Here is a 22,209-nt window from a genome sequence, read left to right on the forward strand (position 1 = left end):
GCGTGTGCGTCCGCACCGGCCCGGCGCCTGTTAGGGCGTGTCCGGCCGGCGCACGCGCGGGCGGGCGACGACCAGTTCCGCCGGGCCGTCCGCGTCCGGGGCCTCGTCGTGTCCGTCCTCGTCCGCCGCGAAGGAGGGCGGGGGGAAGTCTTCCTCGTCAAAGGCGCGGTCGCCGTCGGCGTCGGCCTGGCCCGTGGGCTTCAGGCCGGCGAAGTCCATCAGCGCCGGGTCCATCAGGTGCGAGGGCACTACGTGCGACAGGGCACGGAACACGCTCCAGGTGCGGTTGGTGAAGTGGCGGTCCCATTCCTCCAGCATGCGGCCCACTTCCTTGCGTTTCAGGTTTTCCTGGGAGCCGCACAGATTGCAGGGGATGATGGGGAATTCGCGCAGTCTGGCGTAGGCGACCAGGTCTTTTTCGCGCACGTAGGCCAGCGGCCGGATGATGACGTGTTCGCCGTTGTCGGACACCAGCTTGGGCGGCATGGCCTTCATGCGCCCGCCGTAGAACAGGTTCAGGAAGAAGGTCGCCAGGATGTCGTCGCGGTGGTGGCCCAGGGCGATCTTGGTGGCGCCCAGTTCGCGGGCGACGCGGTACAGGATGCCGCGCCGCAGGCGCGAGCACAGGGAACAGGTGGTCTTGCCTTCCGGGATCAGGCGCTTGACGATGGAATAAGTGTCCTGGTTCTCGATATGAAAGGGGATCTCACGCGCACGCAGGTAGTCGGGCAGGACGTGCTCGGGAAAGCCGGGCTGCTTCTGGTCCAGATTGACGGCGATGATCTCGAAATCGATGGGCGCGCGTTCGCGCAGTGTCAGCAGGATGTCGAGCAGACCGTAGGAATCCTTGCCGCCCGACAGGCAGACCATGACGCGGTCGCCGTGCTCGATCATGCCGTAGTCGCCGATCGCCTTGCCGGTTTCGCGCAGCAGGCGCTTGACGAGCTTGTTCTCGTTGACGCTGCGTCGCTGGAGGGCGTGTGCGTCGGATTCCGGCGTGGGAGCGGTCGGGGTCGGATCGGAGGAGGAAGTCGCAGCGGACTGCGCCGAAAAGAATGTGTTCATGGGGCGGGCAGGGGGTGGGTTCAGCGGCAGCGGGCCTGTTCGATGCAGACGGCGCAATCATCGAAGGCCTGCGGCTTGCAGATGCGGATTTTAACGCCCAGGACCGCCGGGAAGTCGCGCAGGATGCGGTCCAGTGTGCGGTCCACCAGGGTCTCCAGCAGGTCGGTGTGGGCGCGGGTGGCTTCCTCGATCAGGGCGGCGCGCAGCAGCCGGTAGTCCAGCACCGTGCCAATGTCCGCGTCGTCCACGGGTCGCGCGGCGTCCGTATCGAATTCCGCCCGGATCACCAGCGGCTGCGGGGCCTGGCGTTCATGATCCAGCATGCCGATGGGCGCCTGGACGCGCAACTCGTCCAGGATCACGCGCCGGGTGTTTGCGCTCATGCAGATGCCTCGTTGCCGACTCGTTGCAACTGGTGGCGCAGGGCGGCAGGCTTGCCCAGCCGCACCGTATGCTGGCGCAGTTCGTCGCGTCGGAACACGTGCAGGCTCAGGCGTTCGCCCGGCCGGCGCGCGTCCAGCAGGCGGTCCAGGCTGGCCGCGTCGGTGATGCGCAGGCCGTCGGCGGCGATCAGCAGATCGCCGGCCGACAAGCCGGCGCGGTGCGCGGGGCCGTGCTCGTAGACGGTGGCCAGGCGCAGACCCGCCGGGTCCGCCTGGGTGCGGACGTTCAGCGTGGGACGGGTGTGCTCGGGCTGCGCGGACAGTTCGATGCCGGCGCGGGCCAGGGCGGCTTTCAGGGGTACGTCCTCGCGGCCCAGCGCGTGGCGGGCGATGAAGTCCGTCACGTCGGCACCGGTGGCTGCGTGGATCAGCGCCGGCATGGCGTCTTCGGCCACCCCTCGGGGGCGGCCCCGATAGAAGTCGCGGCCATAGCGCTGCCACAGCAGGCGCATGACGTCGTCCAGGCTGCGCGCGCCGTCGGACTGGCGGCGGATTTCCAGGTCCAGGCCCAAGGCCACCAGTGAGCCCTTGGTGTAGTAGCTGACCAGGGCGTTGGGCGAGTTCTCGTCCTGCTTGTAGTAGCGCGTCCAGGCGTCAAAAGAACTTTCCGCCACGGACTGTTTCAGGCGCCCGCCCGCGCGCAGCACCTGATCCAGGGTGCGGCCGACCAGCTTCAGGTAGGCGGGCTCGTCGATCACGCCCGCGCGCAGCAGCATCAGATCGTCGTAATAGGACGTGAAGCCCTCGAACACCCACAGCAGCTCCGTGTGCTCTGGGCGGCTCAGGTCGTAGGGGACGAACGCGGCGGGTTTGATGCGCTTGACGTTCCAGGTGTGGAAGTATTCGTGGCTGAGCAGGCCCAGGAAGGTGACGTAGCCCTCGGGCACCGTGCAGCCCCGGGCAGGCAGGTCGGCGCGGCGGGTGATCAGGGCTGTGGAGGCGCGGTGTTCCAGACCGCCGTAGCCATCGCCCGTGACCGTCACCAGGAACACGTAGCGTTCGGCGCCATCCAGGAACGGTGCGCGGCGAGTGCGGGGTTCGAACAGTTCGATCTGAGCGGCACAGATCTTTTGCGCATCGGCGGCGACGCGTTCCAGATCCAGATTGGGTACGCGGCCGGTGAAGACCAGATCGTGGACCGCGCCGTGGGCCTCGAAACTGACGCACTGCGGCGTGCCGATTTCGACGGGATGGTCGATCAGTTCGTCGTGGTTGCGGGCCTGGTACAGACCGAAGCCGCGCAAGGGGGCCGCGTCGGGATGTCCGGCGGCGGAGGGAAGGCTGGTGTAGACCTGCCAGCCGCGCGCATGCGTGGGCGGGCACAGATCCAGCAGGCAGGACTGCGCTTCCTGGCCGACGACGGCCAGGAACAGGCTGCAGCCATTGAAGAAGGCGTGGCTTTCGTCGAAATGTGCGCCGCGCACGGACAGATCCCAGGCGTAGACTTGGTAGTCCACGGTCAGCGGTCCGGAGCAGGGGGCGCAGTGCCAGGTGTGACTGTCGGTCTTGCGCGAGACCACCGGGGCACCGCCGGACGAAGCCTGCAAAGTTTCGATCTGTCGGGCAAAATCACGGATCAGGTAGCTGCCTGGAATCCAGGCGGGCAGGCGCAGGTTCTGTCCGGCCGGATCGGGGCGCGGAATCGTCAGACGAATGGCGTAGCGGTGCCCGGCCGGGTCGGCCAGCCGCACCTGGTATTGGATCATCTGTTCATTTTTCATGTCGGTAGTTTACTTTGGAGGCACCATGAGCGAATTGTTCGTCAAGGTCGAGGTCCGGGGCCGCGTCGGCCTGCTGACCCTGAACCGTCCCGAGGTCCTGAACGCCCTCAGCAACGAGGTCATCGACGAATTGGCGGCCGCCGTGCGCGCTTTCGAAGCCGACGACGGCATCGGCGCCATGGTGCTGACCGGCAGCCAGAAGGCCTTCGCCGCCGGGGCCGACATCGGCGCCATGTCCGACTGGACCTACATGGACGTCTACAAGTCCGACTATCTGGGCGGCAACTGGGACGCGCTGCGCCGCACCCGCAAACCCCTCATCGCGGCCGTGTCCGGCTACGCTCTGGGCGGGGGCTGCGAACTGGCCATGCTCTGCGACTTCATCATCGCCGCCGAAAATGCCAGGTTCGGCCAGCCGGAAATCAAGCTGGGCGTGATTCCCGGCTATGGCGGTACCCAGCGTCTGCCGCGCGCGGTGGGCAAGGCCAAGGCCATGGACCTGGTGCTGACGGCCCGCATGATGGACGCCGCCGAGGCCGAGCGTGCCGGACTGGTGTCGCGCATCGTGCCGGCCGAGCGCCTGCTGGACGAGGCGCTCGAGGCCGCCACGACGATCGCCTCGATGTCGCTGCCCGCCGTCATGATGGCCAAGGAATGCATCAACCGCGCCTACGAGGCGCCGCTGAGCGAATCGCTGCTGTTCGAGCGGCGTAATTTCCACGCCTTGTTCGCCACCGAGGATCAGAAAGAAGGCATGCGCGCTTTCGTGGAAAAGCGCAAACCGGACTTCAAGCACCGCTAGGCCGGTTCAGCCGTCCCCCCCATGGTTTAGGCCGAATGGCTGATCGGGCATCTGCCCCACGCCACAACAAACGCAGAACATTTATTGTCATCAGACACAGAGTGTTGTGAATGTGCAAGATTTGCGGTGAGTGGCAGGAGATCAAGTCATGCAATTTTTCTTTGATCGGTTCAGGGGGACGCCATGGACCTTGTGACCTTGACCGGGGTACGTGGAGGGGGCGGCACCACGACCATCGTCGGCATGCTGGGGGACGCCTTGCATGCGCTGAACCAGCGCGTGCTGCTGGTGGATCTGAATGCGTCCGATCTCTTGCGGATGCATTTCGACATCCCTCATGCGGACGGTCGCGGGTGGGTGGCTTCCCTGTTTCCGGACGAATGGCGCCAGCAGGCGTTCCAACTGGACAACGGCCTGGTGCTGGCGCCGTTTGGGCGCAAGGCCATCGAGGAGTCAGGCGTCTCGCATTTGTTGCGGGGCGATGACTTCTGGCTCCAGGTATTGCCGAGCCTGAGCCGGGACTTTGACTGGGTGTTGTTCGATTGCCCGCCTTGTCCGCATCGGATGGCGTCCGCGCTGCGGTTTCGCAGTTCTCTGGACTTGATGGTGGTGCACCCGGATATGGCGGCCCGGGAATTGCTGTCCCAGATCGATTTCGAAACAAGCAGCTATCTGTTGATCAATGCTTTCGATCCGACCAGGCGTTTGGAGTGCGACGTCCTGACGGGTTGGCAGCACCACTATGGCGCACGGGTGTTGCCCCAGACCATTTATTCCGACGAAAGCCTGCCCGAGGCATTGGCCAGCAAGAAGCCGGTCACCCGTTATATGCCCGATGCGATCGCCAGCCAGGCCGCGCGGTCTTTGGCGCAATGGTGCCTGTCGGCACACCATGCCGTCGCAGCTTGATTATCCAGTCAATCATGATATGGGCCCGGTTGCATAGGCCCGGTAATATACGCGGCCTGACAATATAAACTCAGAATAAGTCGTTGGTGCGCCAATCCGGAATATCGGGTGCGGTGCTCGCGCACCGTGGCCGGCATCGCTGCGTCCTGCGGTGATCGCGCATTGCCCTTTTGAATGAATTGATATTGAAAAAGAGACTTGCTGCCGTGCGCTCTGGGCGCGCGGGGCTGGTCGGCGCCGCCGCGCCTGGATGCCGGCAGACGGTGAATATTCTGCGTCTCCCGGTCATTGAATTCCTGTGTGGAAAATCGGCAAATTCGTCGATCCTGCCTTCAACCGGGTATCAGTTTCCATGAATGCGTTCCATCATATCTGGTTACTCAGGATAAACATCGGTTTCAGAAAATACCGAATGTCGTTACCTGGGACACAATTATGATAATTGGCAACGATAAATTTTTTTTCTAATTCCAACTTTTGATTGAGCGCATACTGTAGCCGCAGTTGGGAAATGACCAGTTGCTGCAATTTGAATCATGTGCCATTTCGACTGTTTCCAGAGTAGTTTCCACCTGTTCAGCAGGTCTAAGTGTAGGAGCATGTCATCATGAAAAAGTTCAAAGCATCGCTGATTGCGACCGGGGTGGGGGCTGCCCTGGCAATGGCTGTTAGTGGCCCGGTATTTGCCGGTGATCATGGGGGTGAGGGTCAGCAGCATACTGGCAAACACCAGAGTCAGGGCATCGCCAATTACGTTCGTGACAACGACCACAGTGCCGTCGCGACGGATCATGCCAGTGCGACGTCCGTCAAATTGGGTGATGTGTCTCTCAGAATGTATTATGCAACCACCACGCTGAATGGCACCGTGCAGAATAATGGTTCCGATGGGATCAACGGCAATATGGGCGGCAATGGCGGCGGCGGTGGCTACGGCGGCGTAGGTAACAATGGCGATGCCGACGCCCATGCGCACAGCAAGGCCATCGGTGGCGATGGCGGCAACGGCGGTAGCGTTGGCGCCAGCGGCGGCGGCCATCATGGGGGCGGTGAGGGTTTCGTTTTCGACGACAAGAAGCACGGCGATAACGGAAGTTCGGGTGGTGAGGCGGGCAACGGCGGTGCTGCCATCGGAGCGGTTGCCAGTGGCGCTTTGGCCATGGCTGCCACCGGCAACGGCGCAGCAGGCGGCAATGGCGGTTCCGCGAATGGCGGTGCGGCCGGCAACTTCACCGTGTCCAATTCCATCGCCAACAGCTCGTTTGCCAGTGCGGCCGGCATCATGAACGTGAGCCAGAACACAGGCTCGAACGCGTTGACCCAGCAGGGTGTGACGGTCCAGGGGAACGTCAGTTTCCGGTAAGCGGCCGGCAGTGTGGTAGTTCTTACCCAGGATGCGCCCGGAAACCGCCGCGTCCTGGGCACCCCACAGCGTTTTGTACGCTAGGAGGTCAATATGAACGGGCGGCAATTCTTTGTTGTCGTGATGATGGGCGTTGCGCCAATGCTCGCCTGGGCCGGAGCTCCTCAGGCTGAGGCGTCCAAGGTCTCGGAGTTGGGTGTGCCGGTAACCGAGTCGGCACTTTCTCAATACCGTGGTGCCCGCGACATCACCTTCAATATGCAAGACACGGATGGACAGCTGTATAACAACCAGGCGACAAATACCGTTTCGGGGGGCAATCAGGTGACCGGACAGGCGTTTTCGGGCATGAACGGGTTTTCAACCGTCATTCAGAATTCCGGGAACAACGTCCTGATCCAGAACTCCACGGTCGTCAACGTGAAGATGCAATGAGCGTCCGCCATGAGAACGCAACTGCTGGCAGCCATCCTGCTGTTGTGCCTTGCCGGTGCCGCACGAGCGGGCAGTGTACAGGTGCCTGCCTTGGGCGGCATCAACGTGCCTGGCATTGAAAGTATTCGGGAAAGAGCGTTCAGCCGCACGGTGCATCAGCAGTTCGATTTCAGTTGCGGATCTGCCGCGGTCGCGACATTGCTGACTTACCAATATGGCGATCCGGTTACTGAGCAAGATGTATTCCAGGCCATGTGGGATCATGGTGATCAGGCAAAAATCCGCCAGGATGGTTTCTCGCTGCTGGACATGAAACGCTACTTGGATGCGCGTGGCTATCAATCAAACGGCTACGAAGTGCCGATTGAAAAACTGATCGAGAACTCGGTGCCGGCCGTCATGCTGATCAGCGATCATGGATATAACCATTTCGTCGTGATCAAGGGGCTCAGCAAAGATCGTGTGCTGCTGGGCGATCCGTCCGCAGGGGCCCGGGTGATGTCCCGCGAACGTTTTCAGGAAATACTCGTCACCCCGATTGTCTTCGTCATTACCGATCAACGCCAGCGAGCCACATTCAATGGGCGTACCGATTGGCGCACGGAACCCCTGGCTCCGCTCGGGACTGCAATGTCGGCGGCTCGGCTGGCACAGGAAACCGTCTTCGTCAGCCCCAGACCGGGCGTGTTCTGAAGCGGTGGATGCAAGGAGAGGCATGATGTCTTCATCTATGCGCAGTGGGGCCGCGCTGGCCCTGGCGGTTGGTGCCCTGGCGTTTCAGACGCCTGCGAGTGCCGATGCATTCGACGGATTGAATCCGGTCAGCACGCAGGCCCTGGATCATATCCGGGGTGGATTTTCCATGGAGTTCAATTTCGGTCAGTTGATGTTGGCCATGAACCTGATCCAGGTCAACATGATCAACGGAAATGCCGTGTCCGGACAGCAGGCCACCGGATCGTCCGGCGGGACGACGACCGTTATCCAGCAGGGGCTGGATAATTCGGTCGGCTCAGGGGTCTTGAACGGCATCCCCAGCGGTTCGCTGAATACCGTGATTCAGAACAGCCTGAACGATCAGGTGATCAACTCGATCAATACTTTGAATATCACCATCACCAGTCAGATGCTGGCGCAGACGATGGCCGTGCAGTCCCTGACTCAAAATACACTGTTGCGATTTCTACACTGAATCGGCGTTTTCATCGGCATGACAGTAGTGCATGTCATTTGTTACTCGTAGAATAATTCACATTGCGAGATGTCATTTAACTGATAGCGAGCGCCCATGAACGTCAAACAGATATTGCCCAATGCAACTCTTCTGGCGCTTCTGGTGGCAGCGCTGCCGGTGCATGCTCAGCAAGACGCACCCACCATCCAGCAGCTCGAGCAACAGCTCAGCGAACAGCAGAAGATGCTGGAACAGACCCGTCAAAGCCTTGAGCGCCTGAAGATCCGCATGCAGGCGCCCGGCAGCGGTCCCGTGCAGGGTCCGGTGGACTATCAGGCCACGGAGCAGGATGCTGTCGGCAAGGCACCGCCTCACCCTCAAGAGGTCGAGGCCTCGAAAGTCGCTCCGATTCTGGATCAGCCGGGCATCTTGACGCCGCGTGGCCGGTTCGCCATAGAACCGTCGCTGCAATATGACTATTCGTCCGACAATCAGATCAATCTCATCGGCTTCAGCGTGCTGCCGGCCATTCTCGTCGGTCTGATCGACGTGCGCCAGGTCGACACGACGACGGTGACGGCGGCGGCCGCCGTTCGCTACGGCCTGACGAACCGGCTGGAACTGAATGCGAAGATCCCCTATGTGTATGGCCGCCAGAACACCATTACGCGACCGATTGCCGAGGGTGCCGCCAACGATCAGGTATTCAGCAATTCCGGCCGGGGGATCGGTGACATCCAACTGGGCGCGCGCTATCAATTCAACGACGGCGGGCTGAACACGCCTTACCTCATCGGTTCCCTGACGGCGTCACTGCCGACCGGTAAAGGCCCCTTCGATATCGATTATTCCCTCAATGGCACTTCGCCCGGAGGGTTGCCGGTACCGGAAGAACAACCCACCGGCAGCGGCTTTTACGCATTCGATGCCGGCATACTGGCGATCTATCCGTCCGACCCGGTCGTATTCTTCGGCGGCCTGGACTATGTCTGGAGGCCATCCAGGAATGTCGGCAAAACCATCGGTGCCATGGAGATCGGCACGGTGGACCCCGGCGATTCGATCAAGTTCAACTTCGGCATGGGCATGTCGCTGAATGAAAAATCCTCGCTCAGCCTGGGCTACCAGCACACTTACGTCATGCCGACGAAATACGACGGCAACTCGGCGGCCGACTCTCAATCCATCCAGGCGGGGCAGTTGTTGATCGGGTATGGCTATCAGCTCACGCCCAAAACCAATATCAACCTGACCTTGGGCGTGGGCGTGACCCGATATGCGCCCAACGCGGAACTGTTGCTGCGCGTTCCCATGACGTTCTAGTCAGATGAGCGGGTCTCCCTCCCCGAGGTAGCTACAGGCGCTTGCGCCGCAGGGGGGGATGGGTCAGGTTCGCGGATCCTGCCAGCATCCCAGCGTGGCGCCGCGTGAAATCGCCGCATAGACTGCGGCGTTGCGGCTATTGACACCCAGGCGCTGGTACAGGGCTTCGGTATGTGTCTTGACGGTCGCCACGGAGATCGCCAGTTCCCGGCTGATCTTCTTCAGGGGGTAGCCTCTGGCCATCAGGGCCAGAATGCCGTATTGGCGTGGCGTGAGGCGCAGCAATTCAGCTTCCTGTCTGGCAAGTTCAGCAGTCAGGGCCGGGCCCAGGCCCGTGTCGGCCTGTTCCTCTGTCGTTGCCGGTGGCGCCGCCAGCAGGTTGCCCGGCGGTTGGCGGACCAGGGTCGGCGGACGGGGCGGGGCGTTCGTGGCCGGATCATCGGCCGGCGGGCAAGGGGCTGCGCCGTCAAAGTCGTACCAGCGCCGCCTGGGGGCGGCATCGATGTCGGCGGACGGTGTGTCCTGCGTGTCGGCGTGTGGGAAGGCCGGGTGGGGGAAGCATTTGCCGCCTGCCAGGACGAGCATGATGGATGCCTTCAGCGCATCCTGCGATGCGAATTTGCAGACGTATCCTGCCAGCGCCGGAGACAGGCTGAGCAGCGAATAGGATGGTTCCAGGGTGTCGGAGAGCAGCAGGATCCTGCGCGGAGCGAATCGTTGCTGCGCGGCGGCGACCAGTTCCTTGACATGATCGTAGGCGGTCGGCACGGACAGCAGCATCAGGTCGGTGTCCGGTGGGGGCGGCTGCCCGTGGTCGAACAGCTGTGTGTAGTCGATGCCTCGGCTGGAGGCATGGCAGTCCAGCGTTTTCAGCAGGTTGAGAAGGCCCAGGCGCAACAGTGTGTTGGGTTCTACGACGGTAATGGTCACCATCCCGCACTCCGCATGGCTCCAAGTGGTGCGACGGTATATTGTTCATCCAAATGGAGCGCATCGGCGGTTATGATTTCCCTAAAAATATCGCCATATCGTTTCAGCCTGTGTCGTCATGTAGCTGGCGCTGCGGCCGTATCCATGCGCAGAAGAAGGCGGGTCAGGGGGTGTTCCGTGCTGTTGAGCATCGGATGACAAACTGAGTTAAAATGGTGCGCCTTTTGGGGTGGGGTCATGAACCTCGTGCCAAAAAACGCTATAATTCAACGGTTTGACCAGACTGTCTGGTGACTTCGTTGTCAGGTCGTGAACGGGTTGTTATGGGTGATCGGGCCGCATCGGATCCGCGCAATGGGTTGGATGATGATTCGTCGGGCGAAGCCAAACCGCTGGTGCTCAACGACGCGGAACGCGCGCTGATCGCCCGTCGTTCACGGGCTGGTCTGTTTCGGGCGCTGGCGGCGCAGGCATTCACGGGAATGCTGGTGGTGCTGGGCGCCTGGGGAATTGCTGGGAAGGACGCCGGGTTCTCTGCCCTGATCGGGGCGGCGGCTTATTTTGTACCCAACGCGCTGTTCGCCTTGCGGCTGCTGCTAGGGTACTTCGGGCCGAAACGCCCGGGATCGCTCGCCTTTTTCTGGGGCGAATTCCTCAAGCTGCTGATGGTGGCGGGGGTGGTGGTCCTGGTGGCGTGGCAGTGGGGTGGCTGGCTGCACTGGCTGGCTTTCCTGTTGGGCCTGTTGGGCGTCATGAAGGGGTACGTGGTATTGCTGGCCTTGCGCCGCCTGCCATGATTTGAATACGAAAGAGGGTTTCCGATGACCGACGCTGTAACGACGCCTCAGTCCGAATATATCCAGCACCACCTGGTTCACCTGAACAATCTCGGGCATAAGCAGGACATCATCGCCAACTTCGACGTCGTCAACTACGACTCGCTGTTCTGGTCGGTCCTGATGGGCGCCATCGTCATCTTCTTTCTCTGGCGCGCCGCCAGCCGGGCTACCACCGACGTGCCGGGCCGCTTCCAGATGTCCATCGAAATGCTCGTGGGCATGGTCCACGAAGAAGCCAAGGGCATCATTCCCAATGAAACCACGCGCAAGTTCGCCGCGCCGCTGGCCCTGACCGTGTTCCTCTGGATCACGCTGATGAACACGCTGGACCTGATTCCGGTCGACCTGCTCGGCTGGATCTTCAAGATGACCGGTCTGGGTGCCGATCACTCGGATCCGCTGTACTATCACCGAATCCTGCCGACGGCCGACCTGAACATTCCCCTGGGCATGTCCATGGGCGTGCTGGCGCTGATGCTGTACTACGGCATCAAGATCAAGCGCCCGGGCGGCTTCGTCAAAGAACTCTTCACCGCGCCGTTCCATGCGCATGGTGTCGCCGCGCTGATTCTGGCGCCCTTCAATTTCTTGCTGAACCTCATCGAATATGCGGCCAAGTGCGTGTCGCTGGGCATGCGGCTGTTCGGCAATATGTATGCGGGCGAACTGCTGTTCATGCTGATCGCTTTGCTGGGTGGTGCCTGGACGGGGGCGAATGCTTCCAGTATCAGTCTTGCGTTCGGACACGTGCTCGCCGGTTCGGCATGGGCGATCTTCCACATCCTGATCGTGCTGCTGCAGGCGTTCATCTTCATGATGCTGACCCTGGTGTATATCGGGCAGGCGCACGAAGGCCACTAAAAATTCGCCTGGGGCTTCCCGGGCGGGCTCGCGGGGCTTGCCCTGATTTCTGATTTTTTGATTTTTACTAAACAACGTTTACTTACCAAGGAGTTGTTATGACCAACGTTGCGTTCGTTGCTCTCGCTTGCGGTCTGATCATCGGTCTGGGTGCCATCGGCGCTTGCATCGGTATCGGCATGATGGGTGGCAAGTACCTGGAAGCCTCCGCGCGCCAGCCTGAACTGATGAACACCCTGCAGACCAAGATGTTCCTGCTGGTCGGTCTGATCGACGCGGCCTTCCTGATCGGTGTCGGTCTGGCCATGCTGTTCGCGTTCGCCAACCCCTTCGTGGGCTGATGACGGCACAGGCCTGCGCAATGGGTCGCAGGCCAGGGGTTCGTCGGCGGCCTGCGGGCTGTGGACGGCCGGATTAGGTGCCTTGCGGAATCGCCGCAAGGCACGAACGGGTAAATTAGGAAAACGACCGTGAATTTAAACGCGACTCTCTTTTTCCAGATGATCGTGTTTTTCGTTCTGGGTTGGTTTACGATGAAATTCATCTGGCCGCCCCTGACGAAGGCAATGGATGATCGTCGCCAGAAAATCGCCGACGGTCTGGCCGCCGCCGAAAAGGGCAAGGCCGATCTGGCCCAGGCCCAGGCCCGCGTCAGTCTGATGGAAGCTGCCTCCAAAACGGAAAACCATTCACGTCTGGCCGAAGCCGAAAAGCAGGCTTCTGCGCTGATCGACGAAGCCCGCCGCGAAGCCGAAGCCGAAAAGGCCCGGATCGTCGCCCAGGCTCGCCAGGACGCCGCTCAGGAAGTCCAGCGTGCGCGTGAAACGCTGCGTGCCGAAGTGGCCGTACTGGCCGTCAAGGGCGCCGAGCAGATCCTGCGTCGCGAAGTCGATGCCAAGGCGCACGCCGAGCTGCTCGACCAGCTCCAGGCGCAACTCTGAACCAGGGCGAGTCATGGCTGAACTGTCTACTATCGCGCGGCCCTACGCCGAGGCCCTGTTCGACTCCGTGCGCAATGATGCACACGGGCTCGAATACTGGTCTGGCGTGATGTCGCTGCTGGCCCAGGTGTCCGGCATGCCCGACGTGCTCGAGGCCATGGCCGATCCGCGCCTGTCCGACGCCCAGCGCACCACGCTGCTGACGGGGCTGGTTCCCCAGGAACTGCCCGTGCAGGCGGTCAATCTGGTCGCTCTGGTGGTCGAAAATGGCCGCGTCCAGGCGCTGCCCCAGGTAGCCGAGCAATTCGAACTGCTGCGCAACAAGCTCGAGGGCACCGCCCTGGCGCGTATCACCAGCGCCTACCCGCTGAACGACGCCCAGGTGGCCGGTCTGCTGCAGGGCTTGGAACGCAAGTTCGGCCTCAAGCTGAAGTCTGAAGTGACGGTCGACCCGGAATTGATCGGCGGGGTGCGTGTCGCCGTCGGCGATCACGTGCTCGACACTTCCGTGCAGGCCCGGCTGGCCGGTCTGCGCGATACGCTGGCCGCGTGATGGCGGGCCATACAACAGGATTCCAGGAGTCTTACCATGCAACTTAACCCGTCCGAGATCAGCGAACTGCTGAAGAGCCGCATCGAAGGCCTGGGCGCGTCCACTGATGTCCGCACTCAGGGCACGGTCGTGTCGGTCACCGATGGCATCACCCGCATCCACGGTCTGTCCGACGTGATGCAGGGCGAAATGCTCGAATTCCCCAACAACAAGTTCGGCCTGGCCCTGAACCTGGAACGCGATTCCGTGGGCGCCGTGATTCTGGGCGACTACATCGGCGTGTCCGAAGGCGACGCCGTCAAGACCACCGGCAAGATCCTTTCCGTGCCGGTCGGTCCCGAACTGCGCGGTCGCGTCGTTGACGCGCTGGGCAACCCGATCGACGGCAAGGGCCCGATCAACGCCAAAGAAACCGACGTGATCGAAAAGGTCGCGCCGGGCGTGATCGCGCGTCAGTCCGTGTCGCAGCCGATGCAGACCGGCCAGAAGGCCATCGACTCCATGGTGCCGATCGGCCGTGGCCAGCGCGAACTGATCATTGGTGACCGCCAGACCGGCAAGACCGCCGTGGCTGTCGACACCATCATCAACCAGAAGGGCAAGGGCGTCACCTGCGTGTACGTCGCCATCGGCCAGAAGGCTTCCACCATCAACAACGTGGTGCGCAAGCTCGAAGAACACGGTGCGATGGAATACACCATCGTCGTGGCCGCCGCCGCGTCCGACTCCGCCGCCATGCAGTACCTGGCTGCCTACTCGGGCTGCACCATGGGCGAATACTTCCGCGATCGCGGCGAAGACGCGCTGATCGTGTACGACGACCTGACCAAGCAGGCCTGGGCCTATCGCCAGGTGTCCCTGTTGCTGCGCCGTCCGCCCGGACGCGAAGCCTACCCCGGTGACGTGTTCTACCTGCACTCCCGTCTGCTGGAACGCGCTGCCCGCGTGAACCCCGAATACGTCGAACGGTTCACCAACGGCGCCGTCAAGGGCCAGACCGGTTCGCTGACCGCACTGCCGATCATCGAAACCCAGGCCGGCGACGTGTCCGCCTTCGTGCCGACCAACGTGATTTCCATCACCGACGGCCAGATCTTCCTGGAAACCGACCTGTTCAACGCCGGTATCCGGCCCGCCATCAACGCCGGTATCTCGGTGTCGCGCGTGGGCGGTTCCGCTCAGACCAAGGTCGTCAAGAAGCTGTCCGGTGGTATCCGGACCGACTTGGCCCAGTACCGTGAACTGGCCGCCTTCGCGCAGTTCGCCTCCGACCTGGACGACGCCACCCGTCGCCAGCTCGAACGCGGCAAGCGCGTGGTCGAACTGCTCAAGCAGCCGCAGTACCAGCCGCAGCAAGTCTGGGAACTGGCGGTGGCACTGTACGCCGTGAACAACGGCCACCTGGACGACCTCGAAGTCGGTCAGGTGCTGGCCTTCGAAAAGGCCCTGAAGGACTACCTGAAGGCCAAGCACGAAGCCCTGATCCAGCGCATCGAAGACGTGAAGGAACTCTCCAAGGAAGACGACGCCGCTCTGGGCGCCGCGATCCTGGAATTCAAGAAGCACGGCACGTTTTAAGTAGCGGCCGGGGCGCGCGACGCGTGTCCCGGACAGCCCTGACAGGATAGTGGAATGGCCGGAATCAAGGAAATTCGAACCAAGATCAAGAGCGTGCAAAACACGCGCAAGATCACCAAGGCGATGGAAATGGTCGCCGCATCCAAAATGCGCAAGGCGCAGGACCGGATGCGGACGGGCCGTCCCTACGCCACCAAGGTGCGCGCCATCGCGGCCCACCTGATGCAGGCGAACCCGGACTACACCCACCCCTACATGGTGGAACGCGAGAAGCTGTCGTCCGTGGGCGTCGTCCTGGTCACCACCGACAAGGGCCTGTGCGGCGGTCTGAATACCAACATCTCGCGCCTGGTGCTCGCGCGGATCAAGGAATTCGAGCAGCAGGGCGTGCGTGTTCAGGCAACGGCACTGGGCTCCAAGGGTCTGGGGCTGCTGAACCGCGTCGGTGTCAACGTGGTGTCCTCGGAAGTCCAGTTGGGCGATGCGCCCAACCTGGAGCGTCTGATCGGTGCCATCAAGGTCCAGCTCGACGACTTCGTCGATGGCAAGGTGGACGCGGTCTATCTGGCGACCAGCCGCTTCGTCAACACCATGAAGCAGGATCCCGGCTTCATCCGCCTGCTGCCGCTGCCTTCGGGCCTGGAAGACCCCTTCCAGACGGGTTCCCAGGACGAAGAAGCCCTGAAGAACCAATATGGCTGGGACTATCTGTACGAGCCGGATTCCCAGACCGTGATCGACGAGCTGCTGCTGCGCTACGTCGAAGGCCTGGTCTACCAGGCTGTGGCGGAAAACATGGCCAGCGAGCAGTCCGCACGGATGGTCGCCATGAAGGCCGCGTCTGACAACGCCAAGAAAGTCATCGGCGACCTCCAGCTGGTCTACAACAAGACCCGCCAGGCGGCCATCACCAAGGAAATTTCGGAAATCGTGGGCGGCGCCGCCGCGGTCTGATCGACGCAAGCACCGGCAACCCAGAGATACTTATAGGACTAAACATGAGCAACGGTACCATCGTTCAGTGCATCGGCGCCGTGGTGGACATTCAGTTCCCCCGCGACAGCATCCCCAACATTTACGACGCGCTCACCTTGACCGACGAGTCCTCCGCCTTCGCGGAAAAAGGCCTGACGTTCGAGGTCCAGCAGCAACTGGGCGACGGTGTCGTGCGGACCATCGCAATGGGTTCGTCCGACGGCCTGCGCCGCGGCATGGCCGTGGCCGGTACCGGCGCGCCGATCTCCGTGCCCGTGGGCACCGGCACCCTGGGCCGCATCATGGACGTGCTGGGCCGCCCGATCGACGAGCGCGGTGACATCCAGTCCGACGAAAAGCGCGCCATCCACCAGGCCGCCCCGAAGTTCGACGAACTGTCGCCTTCGGTCGAGCTGCTCGAAACCGGCATCAAGGTGATCGACCTGGTGTGCCCGTTCGCCAAGGGCGGCAAGGTCGGCCTGTTCGGCGGCGCCGGCGTGGGCAAGACCGTCAACATGCTGGAACTGATCAACAACATCGCCAAGGCCCACAGCGGTCTGTCGGTGTTCGCCGGCGTGGGTGAGCGCACCCGTGAAGGCAACGACTTCTACCACGAAATGTCCGACGCGGGCGTCATCAAGCTCGACAATCTGGTGGAATCCAAGGTCGCCATGGTGTTCGGTCAGATGAACGAACCTCCCGGCAACCGTCTGCGCGTGGCCTTGTCCGGCCTGACGATGGCGGAAAAGTTCCGTGACGAAGGCCGCGACGTGCTGTTCTTCGTGGACAACATCTACCGCTACACCCTGGCTGGTACCGAAGTGTCCGCCCTGCTGGGCCGGATGCCGTCCGCCGTGGGCTACCAGCCGACGCTGGCCGAAGAAATGGGCAAGCTGCAGGAACGGATCACGTCCACCAAGACCGGCTCCATCACGTCCATCCAGGCCGTGTACGTGCCTGCTGACGACTTGACCGACCCGTCGCCCGCCACCACCTTCCTCCACCTGGACTCCACCGTGGTGCTGTCGCGTGACATCGCCGCCCTGGGGATCTACCCGGCCGTGGACCCGCTGGATTCGACCAGCCGTCAGCTCGATCCGCAGGTCGTCGGCGAAGAGCACTACAACATCGCCCGTGGCGTGCAGCAGACGCTGCAGCGCTACAAGGAACTGCGCGACATCATCGCCATTCTGGGCATGGACGAACTGTCGCCGGAAGACAAGCAGGCCGTGGCCCGCGCTCGCAAGATCCAGCGCTTCCTGTCGCAGCCCTTCCACGTGGCCGAAGTCTTCACCGGCTCGCCCGGCAAGTACGTGCCGCTGACAGAGACCCTGCGCGGCTTCAAGATGATCGTCGAGGGCGAGTGCGATGCGCTGCCCGAGCAGGCCTTCTACATGGTGGGCGGCATCGACGAGGCCTTCGAGAAGGCCAAGACCCTCCAATAAGGATTGCACATGGCGACTCTGCACATCGAAGTGGTCAGCGCGGAAGCCTCGATCTTTTCCGGCGAGGCGGCCTTCATCGCCCTGCCGGGCGAGTCGGGCGACCTCGGCATCCTGCCGGGGCATACTCCGCTGATCTCGCGCGTGCGTCCCGGCACGCTGAAAATCCGGCGTGACGACGGCACCGAGGAATACATCTTCGTGGCCGGTGGCATCCTGGAAGTCCAGCCGAATTCCGTGACGGTGCTGTCCGACACGGCCATTCGTGCGACCGATCTGGATGAGGCCAAGGCCGTCGCCGCGCGCGAGCGCGCCGAGGAAGCCCTGCGCAACACCAAGGAAAAGGCCGACATCGCCGTCGTCGAGGCCGAACTCGCCATGCTGGCGGCCCAGGCCGCCGCTGCGCGCAAGTTCAGCCAGAAGCGCAGCTCGCACTGATCCGGTCTTTCGCAGTCAAGAAAAAGCGCCCGACAGGGCGCTTTTTCTTTTTCCGCCGGGCCGCCCCAAGGCAAAAAGCGCCCCCTTGGGGGGCAGCAAGCAGGCGAAGCCTGCGCGGCGTGGGGGCTTTTTATTACCGCCGGGCCGCCCCAAGGTGGAACCATCCCTCTTGTAGCGCCTGAGTACCGGCTTGTTTCATCAATAACCCTGCTGATAAGGCAGTCATAATGGTTTTTGGTCGATTAAAAAATACGACAACGCCTTGATTTCTGGGAGAGGGAACGTGATGTGGTCCAAAATGAGCCTGCGCGCGCGCATGCTTTCAGTCGTGGTTGCCATGGTGGCCCTGGGATTCATCGTGACGGTTCTGGTGATGGTCCGTCAGGCCGCATCCGCGCAAACCGAAGCGGCTTACGACTATGTCGAAGCGCTGGCGGTGGGAGAGGCGGAATCCGTCGCGCGCGAGGCCGAGCGCGCCCGGAACGCCGCACATACCCTGGCGCAAAGCTTTCTGGGCATGCGTGCGGGTGTGGCGGATCGCGACACGGCGGTCTCCATGCTGCAGAATGTCCTGGCGGCCAATCCCTCGTTTTTCAGTACCTGGTCGGTCTGGGAGCCCAACGCCTTCGACGGCCAGGACGCTCGATTCGCTCAGCAGCCCAACCACGACGGATCGGGGCGCTTCATCCCCTTTTGGCACCGGGAGCAGGACAAACTCGTGATGGAGCTCCTGGTCGACTACGACAAGCCGGGTGCGGGTGATTTCTACTTGCGGTCGCGAGACAGTGGCAAGGAAGTCGTGCTCGACCCCTATGGCTACACGCTCGCCAATGGACAGAACGTGCTGATGACCAGTCTGGTGACGCCCATCCTCGACAATGGCAAGGCGCTGGGCGTGGTGGGGGTGGACATCACGATGGATACGCTCCAGGCGCGCGTCGACGAGATCAAGCCCTATGAGATCGGCTACGCCCGGCTGCTGACCCGCGAGGGCAGCTTTGTCAGCCACCCCGACAAGGCGCTCATTGGCACGAAGGAGGACCCGCAGTCCCCGCTGGGGCAACTGCTGCAGCATGAAGGCGTGCAGGGCTACACTACGGACCATGATCGTTTCTTGCAAGAAAAGACCTACACCGTGACCGTACCGGTCAGTATCGGCGAGTCGCGCAATGTCTGGACATTGGCCGTCACCGTGCCGCTGAGCCGGGTGCTGGCGCATGTCGATGCCATGCGCAATACCTCGCTGGCGCTGGGTTTCGTCAGCATCCTGATCGTGTCCCTGATTCTGGCCTGGGCGCTGGAGCGGCTGGTGATTCGTCCGCTGGGCGGCGAGCCGGCGCATGCGGCTGACATTGCGATGCGGATTTCCAAGGGCGATCTGACGTCGACGATTGCGGTGCGCCCGCAGGACAAGTCCAGCATGTTGAACGCCATGAAGAACATGCAGACGCAGTTGATGGGCGTGATTTCGGGCATCCGCGCCAACAGCGAGTCGGTGTCCTCGGCGGCGACGCAGATCGCGCAGGGCAATACCGATCTGTCCTCCCGCACCGAACAGCAGGCGGCGTCCTTGCAGGAAACGGCCGCCAGCCTGGAGGAACTGTCCGTCACGGTGCGCCAGAATGCGGACAATGCGGAACGGGCCAATGGCCTGGCCTCCAGCGCGGCGGGCATGGCGGGCGAGGGCAACGCGGCCGTCAACGCGATCGTGGAGTCCATGGGCGAGATGACTGCAAGCTCGCAGAAGATGGGCGAAATCATTGCCACGATCGAAGGGATCGCGTTTCAGACCAACATCCTGGCGCTCAATGCGGCTGTGGAGGCTGCCCGTGCGGGTGAAGAAGGCCGGGGCTTCGCGGTGGTGGCCGGCGAGGTTCGCACGCTGGCGGGGCGTAGTTCGGCGGCGGCGCTCGAAATCAAGGATCTGATCGAAAATTCCGTCAATCTGGCGCAGGCCAGCACGGCGAAGGTTCAGCATGCCGACCAGATCATCGCTCGCACCTCTGCGGCGATTGGCGAGGTCGCGACGATCATCAAGGAAATCGCCACGGCGTCAGTGCAGCAAAGCGATGGGCTGGGCCAGATCAATATCGCCGTCAGCGAGATGGACAGCGTGACGCAGCAAAACGCCGCGCTGGTGGAGGAAGCGGCTGCGGCTGCGGCTTCGCTGCAGGACCAGGCGCTGCAATTGGCGCAAGCTGTGGCGGTCTTCAAGGTCGAGGAAAGCCGTGCGCCGCAAATCGTCTCGGCGGGACCGCTGCAGAGGGTGTCCCGCCCAGGGGAATACTGATCGAATCCCACCCCCAAGACCTCACCGCGCCCCGCGCCGGCGCGGCCCGCAGGCCCCAGGCCGCCGTTCCGTGGCTGCTGGGCGCCTGCTGCTTTGCCAGCATCGCCTCGATGCGGGCCTGCGACACGCTGCTGCCCGCGCTCGCGGACGAGTTCTCTGTCACGGTGGGGCAGGCGTCCCGGGTCATCTTCGTTTTTGCGGTGGCCTACGGCGTGTTCCAGCTCTGTTTCGGTCCCCTGAGCGATCGCTACGGCAAACTGCGAGTCATCGCCCTGTGCGCCCTGGCCTGCGTGATCGGCAACGGTATCGCTTTCTTCTCTCCGACCCTGGACTGGCTGGTGGCGGCGCGTATCGTCTCGGGCGCTTTCGCGGCGGGCATCTACCCGATGGCCATGGCCTGGGTAGGCGATAACGTGGCCTACGGCGAGCGCCAGGTGGCCCTGGCGCGGCTGGTGAGTGCCAGTGTGCTGGGCACGCTGGCCGGACAGTGGGTGAGCGGGCTGATCGCCGAATGGGTGGGCTGGCGTCCGATGTTTGCGCTGTTGGCAGGGCTGTTTCTGGTGGCGGGCGGTCTGCTGCTGCGCGCGGCACGCGGTGACCTTCTCCCGGCGAGGACGGCGCGTCAGGGGCGGCCCGCGCTGCTGGGCATTCTGGCGTTGCGTCCGGCGCGCTGGCTGCTGATCGTCACCGCGCTCGAAGGGGCCATGGCCTTTGGCGCCCTGGCCTTCATGCCCAGCCTGCTGCAGCGCCATCATGGGGCTTCGCTTTCGCTGGCCGGCGGCCTGACGGCGTTTTATGGCGCCGGCGGATTCTTCTATTCGCGGGTGGCCGGCCGCTTGCTGCGCCGCATGGGCGAAGCGGGGCTGGCCGGTCTGGGTGGCGCGTCGCTGTGCCTGGGTTTTCTGATCTTTGCCTATGCGCCCAGTCTCGTCTGGATTCCCGCCGCCTGTGCGTTGTCGGGCTTCGGCTTCTACTGCCTGCACAACACCCTGCAGACCAATGCCACCCAGATGGCGCCTTCGGCGCGTGGCGCGGCCATGGCGCTGTTCGCCTGCGTCCTGTTTCTGGGTCAGTCGGTGGGTGTGCTGGCGGCCGCATGGATCGCCGATCACGGATCGGATACGCTGATCTTCGCCCTCGTCGGACCGGGATTGCTGGCGCTGTCCCTGGTTGTGGCCCGGCGTTTCCGGGGGCGCGCGCTCAAGGAAAAGACACCATGATGATCCGTGCGCGCGGTGCGCTCGCCGTGCAGATGGTCCTGCTGGTTTCAATGGCCATCTGGGGCCTGAACATCACGCTCGTCAAACAGCTCACGAGCGCGCTCGATCCGTCGACGATTGCCATGCTGCGCATGCTGGTCGCCAGTGCGACGCTGGTCTCGATCTGGCTGGTCCGCCGCCCGGCGCGGGTGCGCCTCGACCGCCGCCAGTGGGCCGGCCTGGCGGCCTGCGCCTTCCTGATGGTCTATTTGAACCAGATCTTCTTCACCGAAGGCATGGTGCGTACCAGTGCCACCAACGGCGCCCTGCTCATGGCGCTCGGTCCGCTGGTGTCGGCGCTGCTGGCCGCGCTGGCCTTTCGCGAGCGGCTGGGTTGGGTGCGCTTGTGCGGCGTGGCGCTGGGCTTTGGCGGCGTCGCCGTCATCATCCTTGGACACAGCGGGGCCCGGTTGGCCGTGATGGGCGTGGGCGATCTGCTGGTGATCGCGGGTGTCTTCAGTTTTTCCTGTGGCGGCGTGTTGATCCAGGGCATCGCGCGCCGGCTCGATGCCTTGACGATCAGCAGCATCATCTACGCGCTGGGCGCCCTGATGTTGATCGGGCACGCCGGGTTTTTGGGAGCGGGCTATGACGGTGTGCTGCCGGATAGCGTGTGGCTCTGGTTCCTGATCGTGTTTTCAGGGGCGGTGTCGACCGCCATCGTCAACCTGATCTGGAACAACGCCATCGCCCGCATCGGCGTGGCGCGCGCCGCCGTGTTCCTGTACTGGGTGCCGGTGTTCGGTGCGGCTTTTGCCGCCCTGCTGCTGGGCGAGCATCTGGGCTGGAATCACCTGGCGGGCCTGGTGGCGGTGATGGTGGGCACCTATCTGGGCACGCGGCCGCGCAAGCCCGGATAGTTCACTGC

At 63.0% G+C, this 22,209-nt stretch carries 23 protein-coding genes; 19 read left to right on the forward strand and 4 right to left on the reverse strand.

All coding sequences use genetic code 11. From position 1 onward, the window contains the following. Positions 1–30 precede the first annotated feature (30 nt). From ttcA to WA983_RS11695, 3 genes are read right to left on the reverse strand one after another with little or no spacing between them, the layout of a single operon-like run. Complete coding sequence (ttcA, locus tag WA983_RS11685) at positions 31–1,065, reverse strand: tRNA 2-thiocytidine(32) synthetase TtcA (RefSeq protein ID WP_424248637.1); 1,035 nt, start codon at positions 1,063–1,065, stop codon at positions 31–33. Positions 1,066–1,085: 20 nt separating this feature from the next. After that, positions 1,086–1,448, reverse strand: coding sequence for a dihydroneopterin aldolase (locus WA983_RS11690; protein WP_424248639.1), 363 nt, complete (start codon positions 1,446–1,448; stop codon positions 1,086–1,088). Next, on the reverse strand, positions 1,445–3,229 hold the full coding sequence (locus tag WA983_RS11695) for a M61 family metallopeptidase (RefSeq protein WP_424312073.1): 1,785 nt from the start codon (positions 3,227–3,229) through the stop codon (positions 1,445–1,447). The genes WA983_RS11690 and WA983_RS11695 overlap by 4 nt, the downstream gene beginning before the upstream one ends. A gap of 25 nt (positions 3,230–3,254) precedes the next feature. Here WA983_RS11695 and WA983_RS11700 point away from each other — a divergent pair, with 25 nt between their 5' ends. The 7 genes from WA983_RS11700 (at position 3,255) to WA983_RS11730 (ending at position 9,235) form a co-directional block, all read left to right on the forward strand. Beyond that, the gene (locus tag WA983_RS11700; protein ID WP_424247704.1) at positions 3,255–4,031 is read left to right on the forward strand and encodes an enoyl-CoA hydratase; all 777 of its coding nucleotides are present in this window, start codon (positions 3,255–3,257) and stop codon (positions 4,029–4,031) included. Between the two features lie 183 nt (positions 4,032–4,214). Next, entirely contained in the window at positions 4,215–4,940 is a 726-nt protein-coding gene (bcsQ, locus tag WA983_RS11705) for a cellulose biosynthesis protein BcsQ (protein WP_424312074.1), read from the forward strand. 607 nt (positions 4,941–5,547) lie between these two features. Beyond that, on the forward strand, positions 5,548–6,303 hold the full coding sequence (locus WA983_RS11710) for a hypothetical protein (protein WP_424247708.1): 756 nt from the start codon (positions 5,548–5,550) through the stop codon (positions 6,301–6,303). Positions 6,304–6,396: 93 nt separating this feature from the next. Beyond that, positions 6,397–6,738, forward strand: coding sequence for a hypothetical protein (locus WA983_RS11715; protein ID WP_424312075.1), 342 nt, complete (start codon positions 6,397–6,399; stop codon positions 6,736–6,738). A 9-nt stretch (positions 6,739–6,747) separates the two neighbouring features. Then, positions 6,748–7,431, forward strand: coding sequence for a C39 family peptidase (locus WA983_RS11720; protein WP_424247711.1), 684 nt, complete (start codon positions 6,748–6,750; stop codon positions 7,429–7,431). Between the two features lie 37 nt (positions 7,432–7,468). After that, positions 7,469–7,930, forward strand: coding sequence for a hypothetical protein (locus tag WA983_RS11725; RefSeq protein WP_424312076.1), 462 nt, complete (start codon positions 7,469–7,471; stop codon positions 7,928–7,930). 96 nt (positions 7,931–8,026) lie between these two features. Next, the gene (locus tag WA983_RS11730) at positions 8,027–9,235 is read left to right on the forward strand and encodes a transporter (protein ID WP_424247715.1); all 1,209 of its coding nucleotides are present in this window, start codon (positions 8,027–8,029) and stop codon (positions 9,233–9,235) included. A 63-nt stretch (positions 9,236–9,298) separates the two neighbouring features. Here the strand turns inward: WA983_RS11730 and WA983_RS11735 are convergent, their stop codons facing one another. After that, positions 9,299–10,168: a response regulator transcription factor gene (locus WA983_RS11735; RefSeq protein ID WP_424247716.1), complete on the reverse strand. Its 870-nt coding sequence runs from the start codon at positions 10,166–10,168 to the stop codon at positions 9,299–9,301. 356 nt (positions 10,169–10,524) lie between these two features. Between WA983_RS11735 and WA983_RS11740 the strand changes: the two genes are divergently transcribed. The 12 genes from WA983_RS11740 (at position 10,525) to WA983_RS11795 (ending at position 22,201) form a co-directional block, all read left to right on the forward strand. Then, a complete protein-coding gene (locus tag WA983_RS11740; RefSeq protein ID WP_424247718.1) occupies positions 10,525–10,962 on the forward strand; it encodes an ATP synthase subunit I in 438 nt (145 codons plus the stop codon). A 24-nt stretch (positions 10,963–10,986) separates the two neighbouring features. Beyond that, positions 10,987–11,865 carry a F0F1 ATP synthase subunit A gene (gene atpB / locus WA983_RS11745; RefSeq protein WP_424247720.1) on the forward strand — a complete coding sequence of 293 codons (879 nt, stop codon included), beginning with the start codon at positions 10,987–10,989 and terminating at the stop codon, positions 11,863–11,865. A 98-nt stretch (positions 11,866–11,963) separates the two neighbouring features. Next, on the forward strand, positions 11,964–12,206 hold the full coding sequence (gene atpE, locus WA983_RS11750) for a F0F1 ATP synthase subunit C (RefSeq protein WP_043684944.1): 243 nt from the start codon (positions 11,964–11,966) through the stop codon (positions 12,204–12,206). A gap of 129 nt (positions 12,207–12,335) precedes the next feature. Further along, positions 12,336–12,806 (forward strand): F0F1 ATP synthase subunit B, encoded by a 471-nt coding sequence (locus tag WA983_RS11755; protein ID WP_376811114.1) that lies wholly within the window; start codon positions 12,336–12,338, stop codon positions 12,804–12,806. 13 nt (positions 12,807–12,819) lie between these two features. Next, entirely contained in the window at positions 12,820–13,359 is a 540-nt protein-coding gene (locus WA983_RS11760) for a F0F1 ATP synthase subunit delta (protein ID WP_424312077.1), read from the forward strand. A 36-nt stretch (positions 13,360–13,395) separates the two neighbouring features. Beyond that, a complete protein-coding gene (atpA, locus tag WA983_RS11765) occupies positions 13,396–14,937 on the forward strand; it encodes a F0F1 ATP synthase subunit alpha (protein WP_424312078.1) in 1,542 nt (513 codons plus the stop codon). A 54-nt stretch (positions 14,938–14,991) separates the two neighbouring features. After that, complete coding sequence (gene atpG, locus WA983_RS11770; protein ID WP_424312079.1) at positions 14,992–15,891, forward strand: F0F1 ATP synthase subunit gamma; 900 nt, start codon at positions 14,992–14,994, stop codon at positions 15,889–15,891. Between the two features lie 44 nt (positions 15,892–15,935). Next, positions 15,936–17,357, forward strand: a complete 1,422-nt coding sequence (gene atpD, locus WA983_RS11775; protein WP_424312080.1) for a F0F1 ATP synthase subunit beta — start codon at positions 15,936–15,938, stop codon at positions 17,355–17,357. A 9-nt stretch (positions 17,358–17,366) separates the two neighbouring features. Then, entirely contained in the window at positions 17,367–17,792 is a 426-nt protein-coding gene (locus tag WA983_RS11780) for a F0F1 ATP synthase subunit epsilon (protein WP_376811109.1), read from the forward strand. 286 nt (positions 17,793–18,078) lie between these two features. Then, entirely contained in the window at positions 18,079–20,082 is a 2,004-nt protein-coding gene (locus WA983_RS11785) for a methyl-accepting chemotaxis protein (protein WP_424312084.1), read from the forward strand. A 77-nt stretch (positions 20,083–20,159) separates the two neighbouring features. Continuing rightward, on the forward strand, positions 20,160–21,302 hold the full coding sequence (locus WA983_RS11790) for an MFS transporter (protein WP_424312085.1): 1,143 nt from the start codon (positions 20,160–20,162) through the stop codon (positions 21,300–21,302). Beyond that, the gene (locus WA983_RS11795) at positions 21,299–22,201 is read left to right on the forward strand and encodes a DMT family transporter (RefSeq protein ID WP_424250222.1); all 903 of its coding nucleotides are present in this window, start codon (positions 21,299–21,301) and stop codon (positions 22,199–22,201) included. The genes WA983_RS11790 and WA983_RS11795 overlap by 4 nt, the downstream gene beginning before the upstream one ends. Positions 22,202–22,209: the final 8 nt, after the last annotated feature.

It is taken from the genome of Castellaniella sp. (genome assembly GCF_049650445.1).
In the GTDB taxonomy this organism is placed as follows: Bacteria; Pseudomonadota; Gammaproteobacteria; order Burkholderiales; family Burkholderiaceae_B; genus Castellaniella.

Coding starts and splice junctions, on each gene's coding strand:
- WA983_RS11730 (WP_424247715.1), top strand. CDS start 8,027: ATGAACGTCAAACAGATATTGCCCAATGCAACTCTTCTGGCGCTTCTG.
- WA983_RS11720 (WP_424247711.1), top strand. CDS start 6,748: ATGAGAACGCAACTGCTGGCAGCCATCCTGCTGTTGTGCCTTGCCGGT.
- WA983_RS11715 (WP_424312075.1), top strand. CDS start 6,397: ATGAACGGGCGGCAATTCTTTGTTGTCGTGATGATGGGCGTTGCGCCA.
- atpE (WP_043684944.1), top strand. CDS start 11,964: ATGACCAACGTTGCGTTCGTTGCTCTCGCTTGCGGTCTGATCATCGGT.
- WA983_RS11695 (WP_424312073.1), bottom strand. CDS start 3,229: ATGAAAAATGAACAGATGATCCAATACCAGGTGCGGCTGGCCGACCCG.
- WA983_RS11690 (WP_424248639.1), bottom strand. CDS start 1,448: ATGAGCGCAAACACCCGGCGCGTGATCCTGGACGAGTTGCGCGTCCAG.
- bcsQ (WP_424312074.1), top strand. CDS start 4,215: ATGGACCTTGTGACCTTGACCGGGGTACGTGGAGGGGGCGGCACCACG.
- WA983_RS11735 (WP_424247716.1), bottom strand. CDS start 10,168: ATGGTGACCATTACCGTCGTAGAACCCAACACACTGTTGCGCCTGGGC.
- atpA (WP_424312078.1), top strand. CDS start 13,396: ATGCAACTTAACCCGTCCGAGATCAGCGAACTGCTGAAGAGCCGCATC.
- ttcA (WP_424248637.1), bottom strand. CDS start 1,065: ATGAACACATTCTTTTCGGCGCAGTCCGCTGCGACTTCCTCCTCCGAT.
- atpD (WP_424312080.1), top strand. CDS start 15,936: ATGAGCAACGGTACCATCGTTCAGTGCATCGGCGCCGTGGTGGACATT.
- WA983_RS11785 (WP_424312084.1), top strand. CDS start 18,079: ATGTGGTCCAAAATGAGCCTGCGCGCGCGCATGCTTTCAGTCGTGGTT.
- WA983_RS11795 (WP_424250222.1), top strand. CDS start 21,299: ATGATGATCCGTGCGCGCGGTGCGCTCGCCGTGCAGATGGTCCTGCTG.
- WA983_RS11710 (WP_424247708.1), top strand. CDS start 5,548: ATGAAAAAGTTCAAAGCATCGCTGATTGCGACCGGGGTGGGGGCTGCC.
- WA983_RS11780 (WP_376811109.1), top strand. CDS start 17,367: ATGGCGACTCTGCACATCGAAGTGGTCAGCGCGGAAGCCTCGATCTTT.
- WA983_RS11700 (WP_424247704.1), top strand. CDS start 3,255: ATGAGCGAATTGTTCGTCAAGGTCGAGGTCCGGGGCCGCGTCGGCCTG.
- atpG (WP_424312079.1), top strand. CDS start 14,992: ATGGCCGGAATCAAGGAAATTCGAACCAAGATCAAGAGCGTGCAAAAC.
- atpB (WP_424247720.1), top strand. CDS start 10,987: ATGACCGACGCTGTAACGACGCCTCAGTCCGAATATATCCAGCACCAC.
- WA983_RS11760 (WP_424312077.1), top strand. CDS start 12,820: ATGGCTGAACTGTCTACTATCGCGCGGCCCTACGCCGAGGCCCTGTTC.
- WA983_RS11725 (WP_424312076.1), top strand. CDS start 7,469: ATGCGCAGTGGGGCCGCGCTGGCCCTGGCGGTTGGTGCCCTGGCGTTT.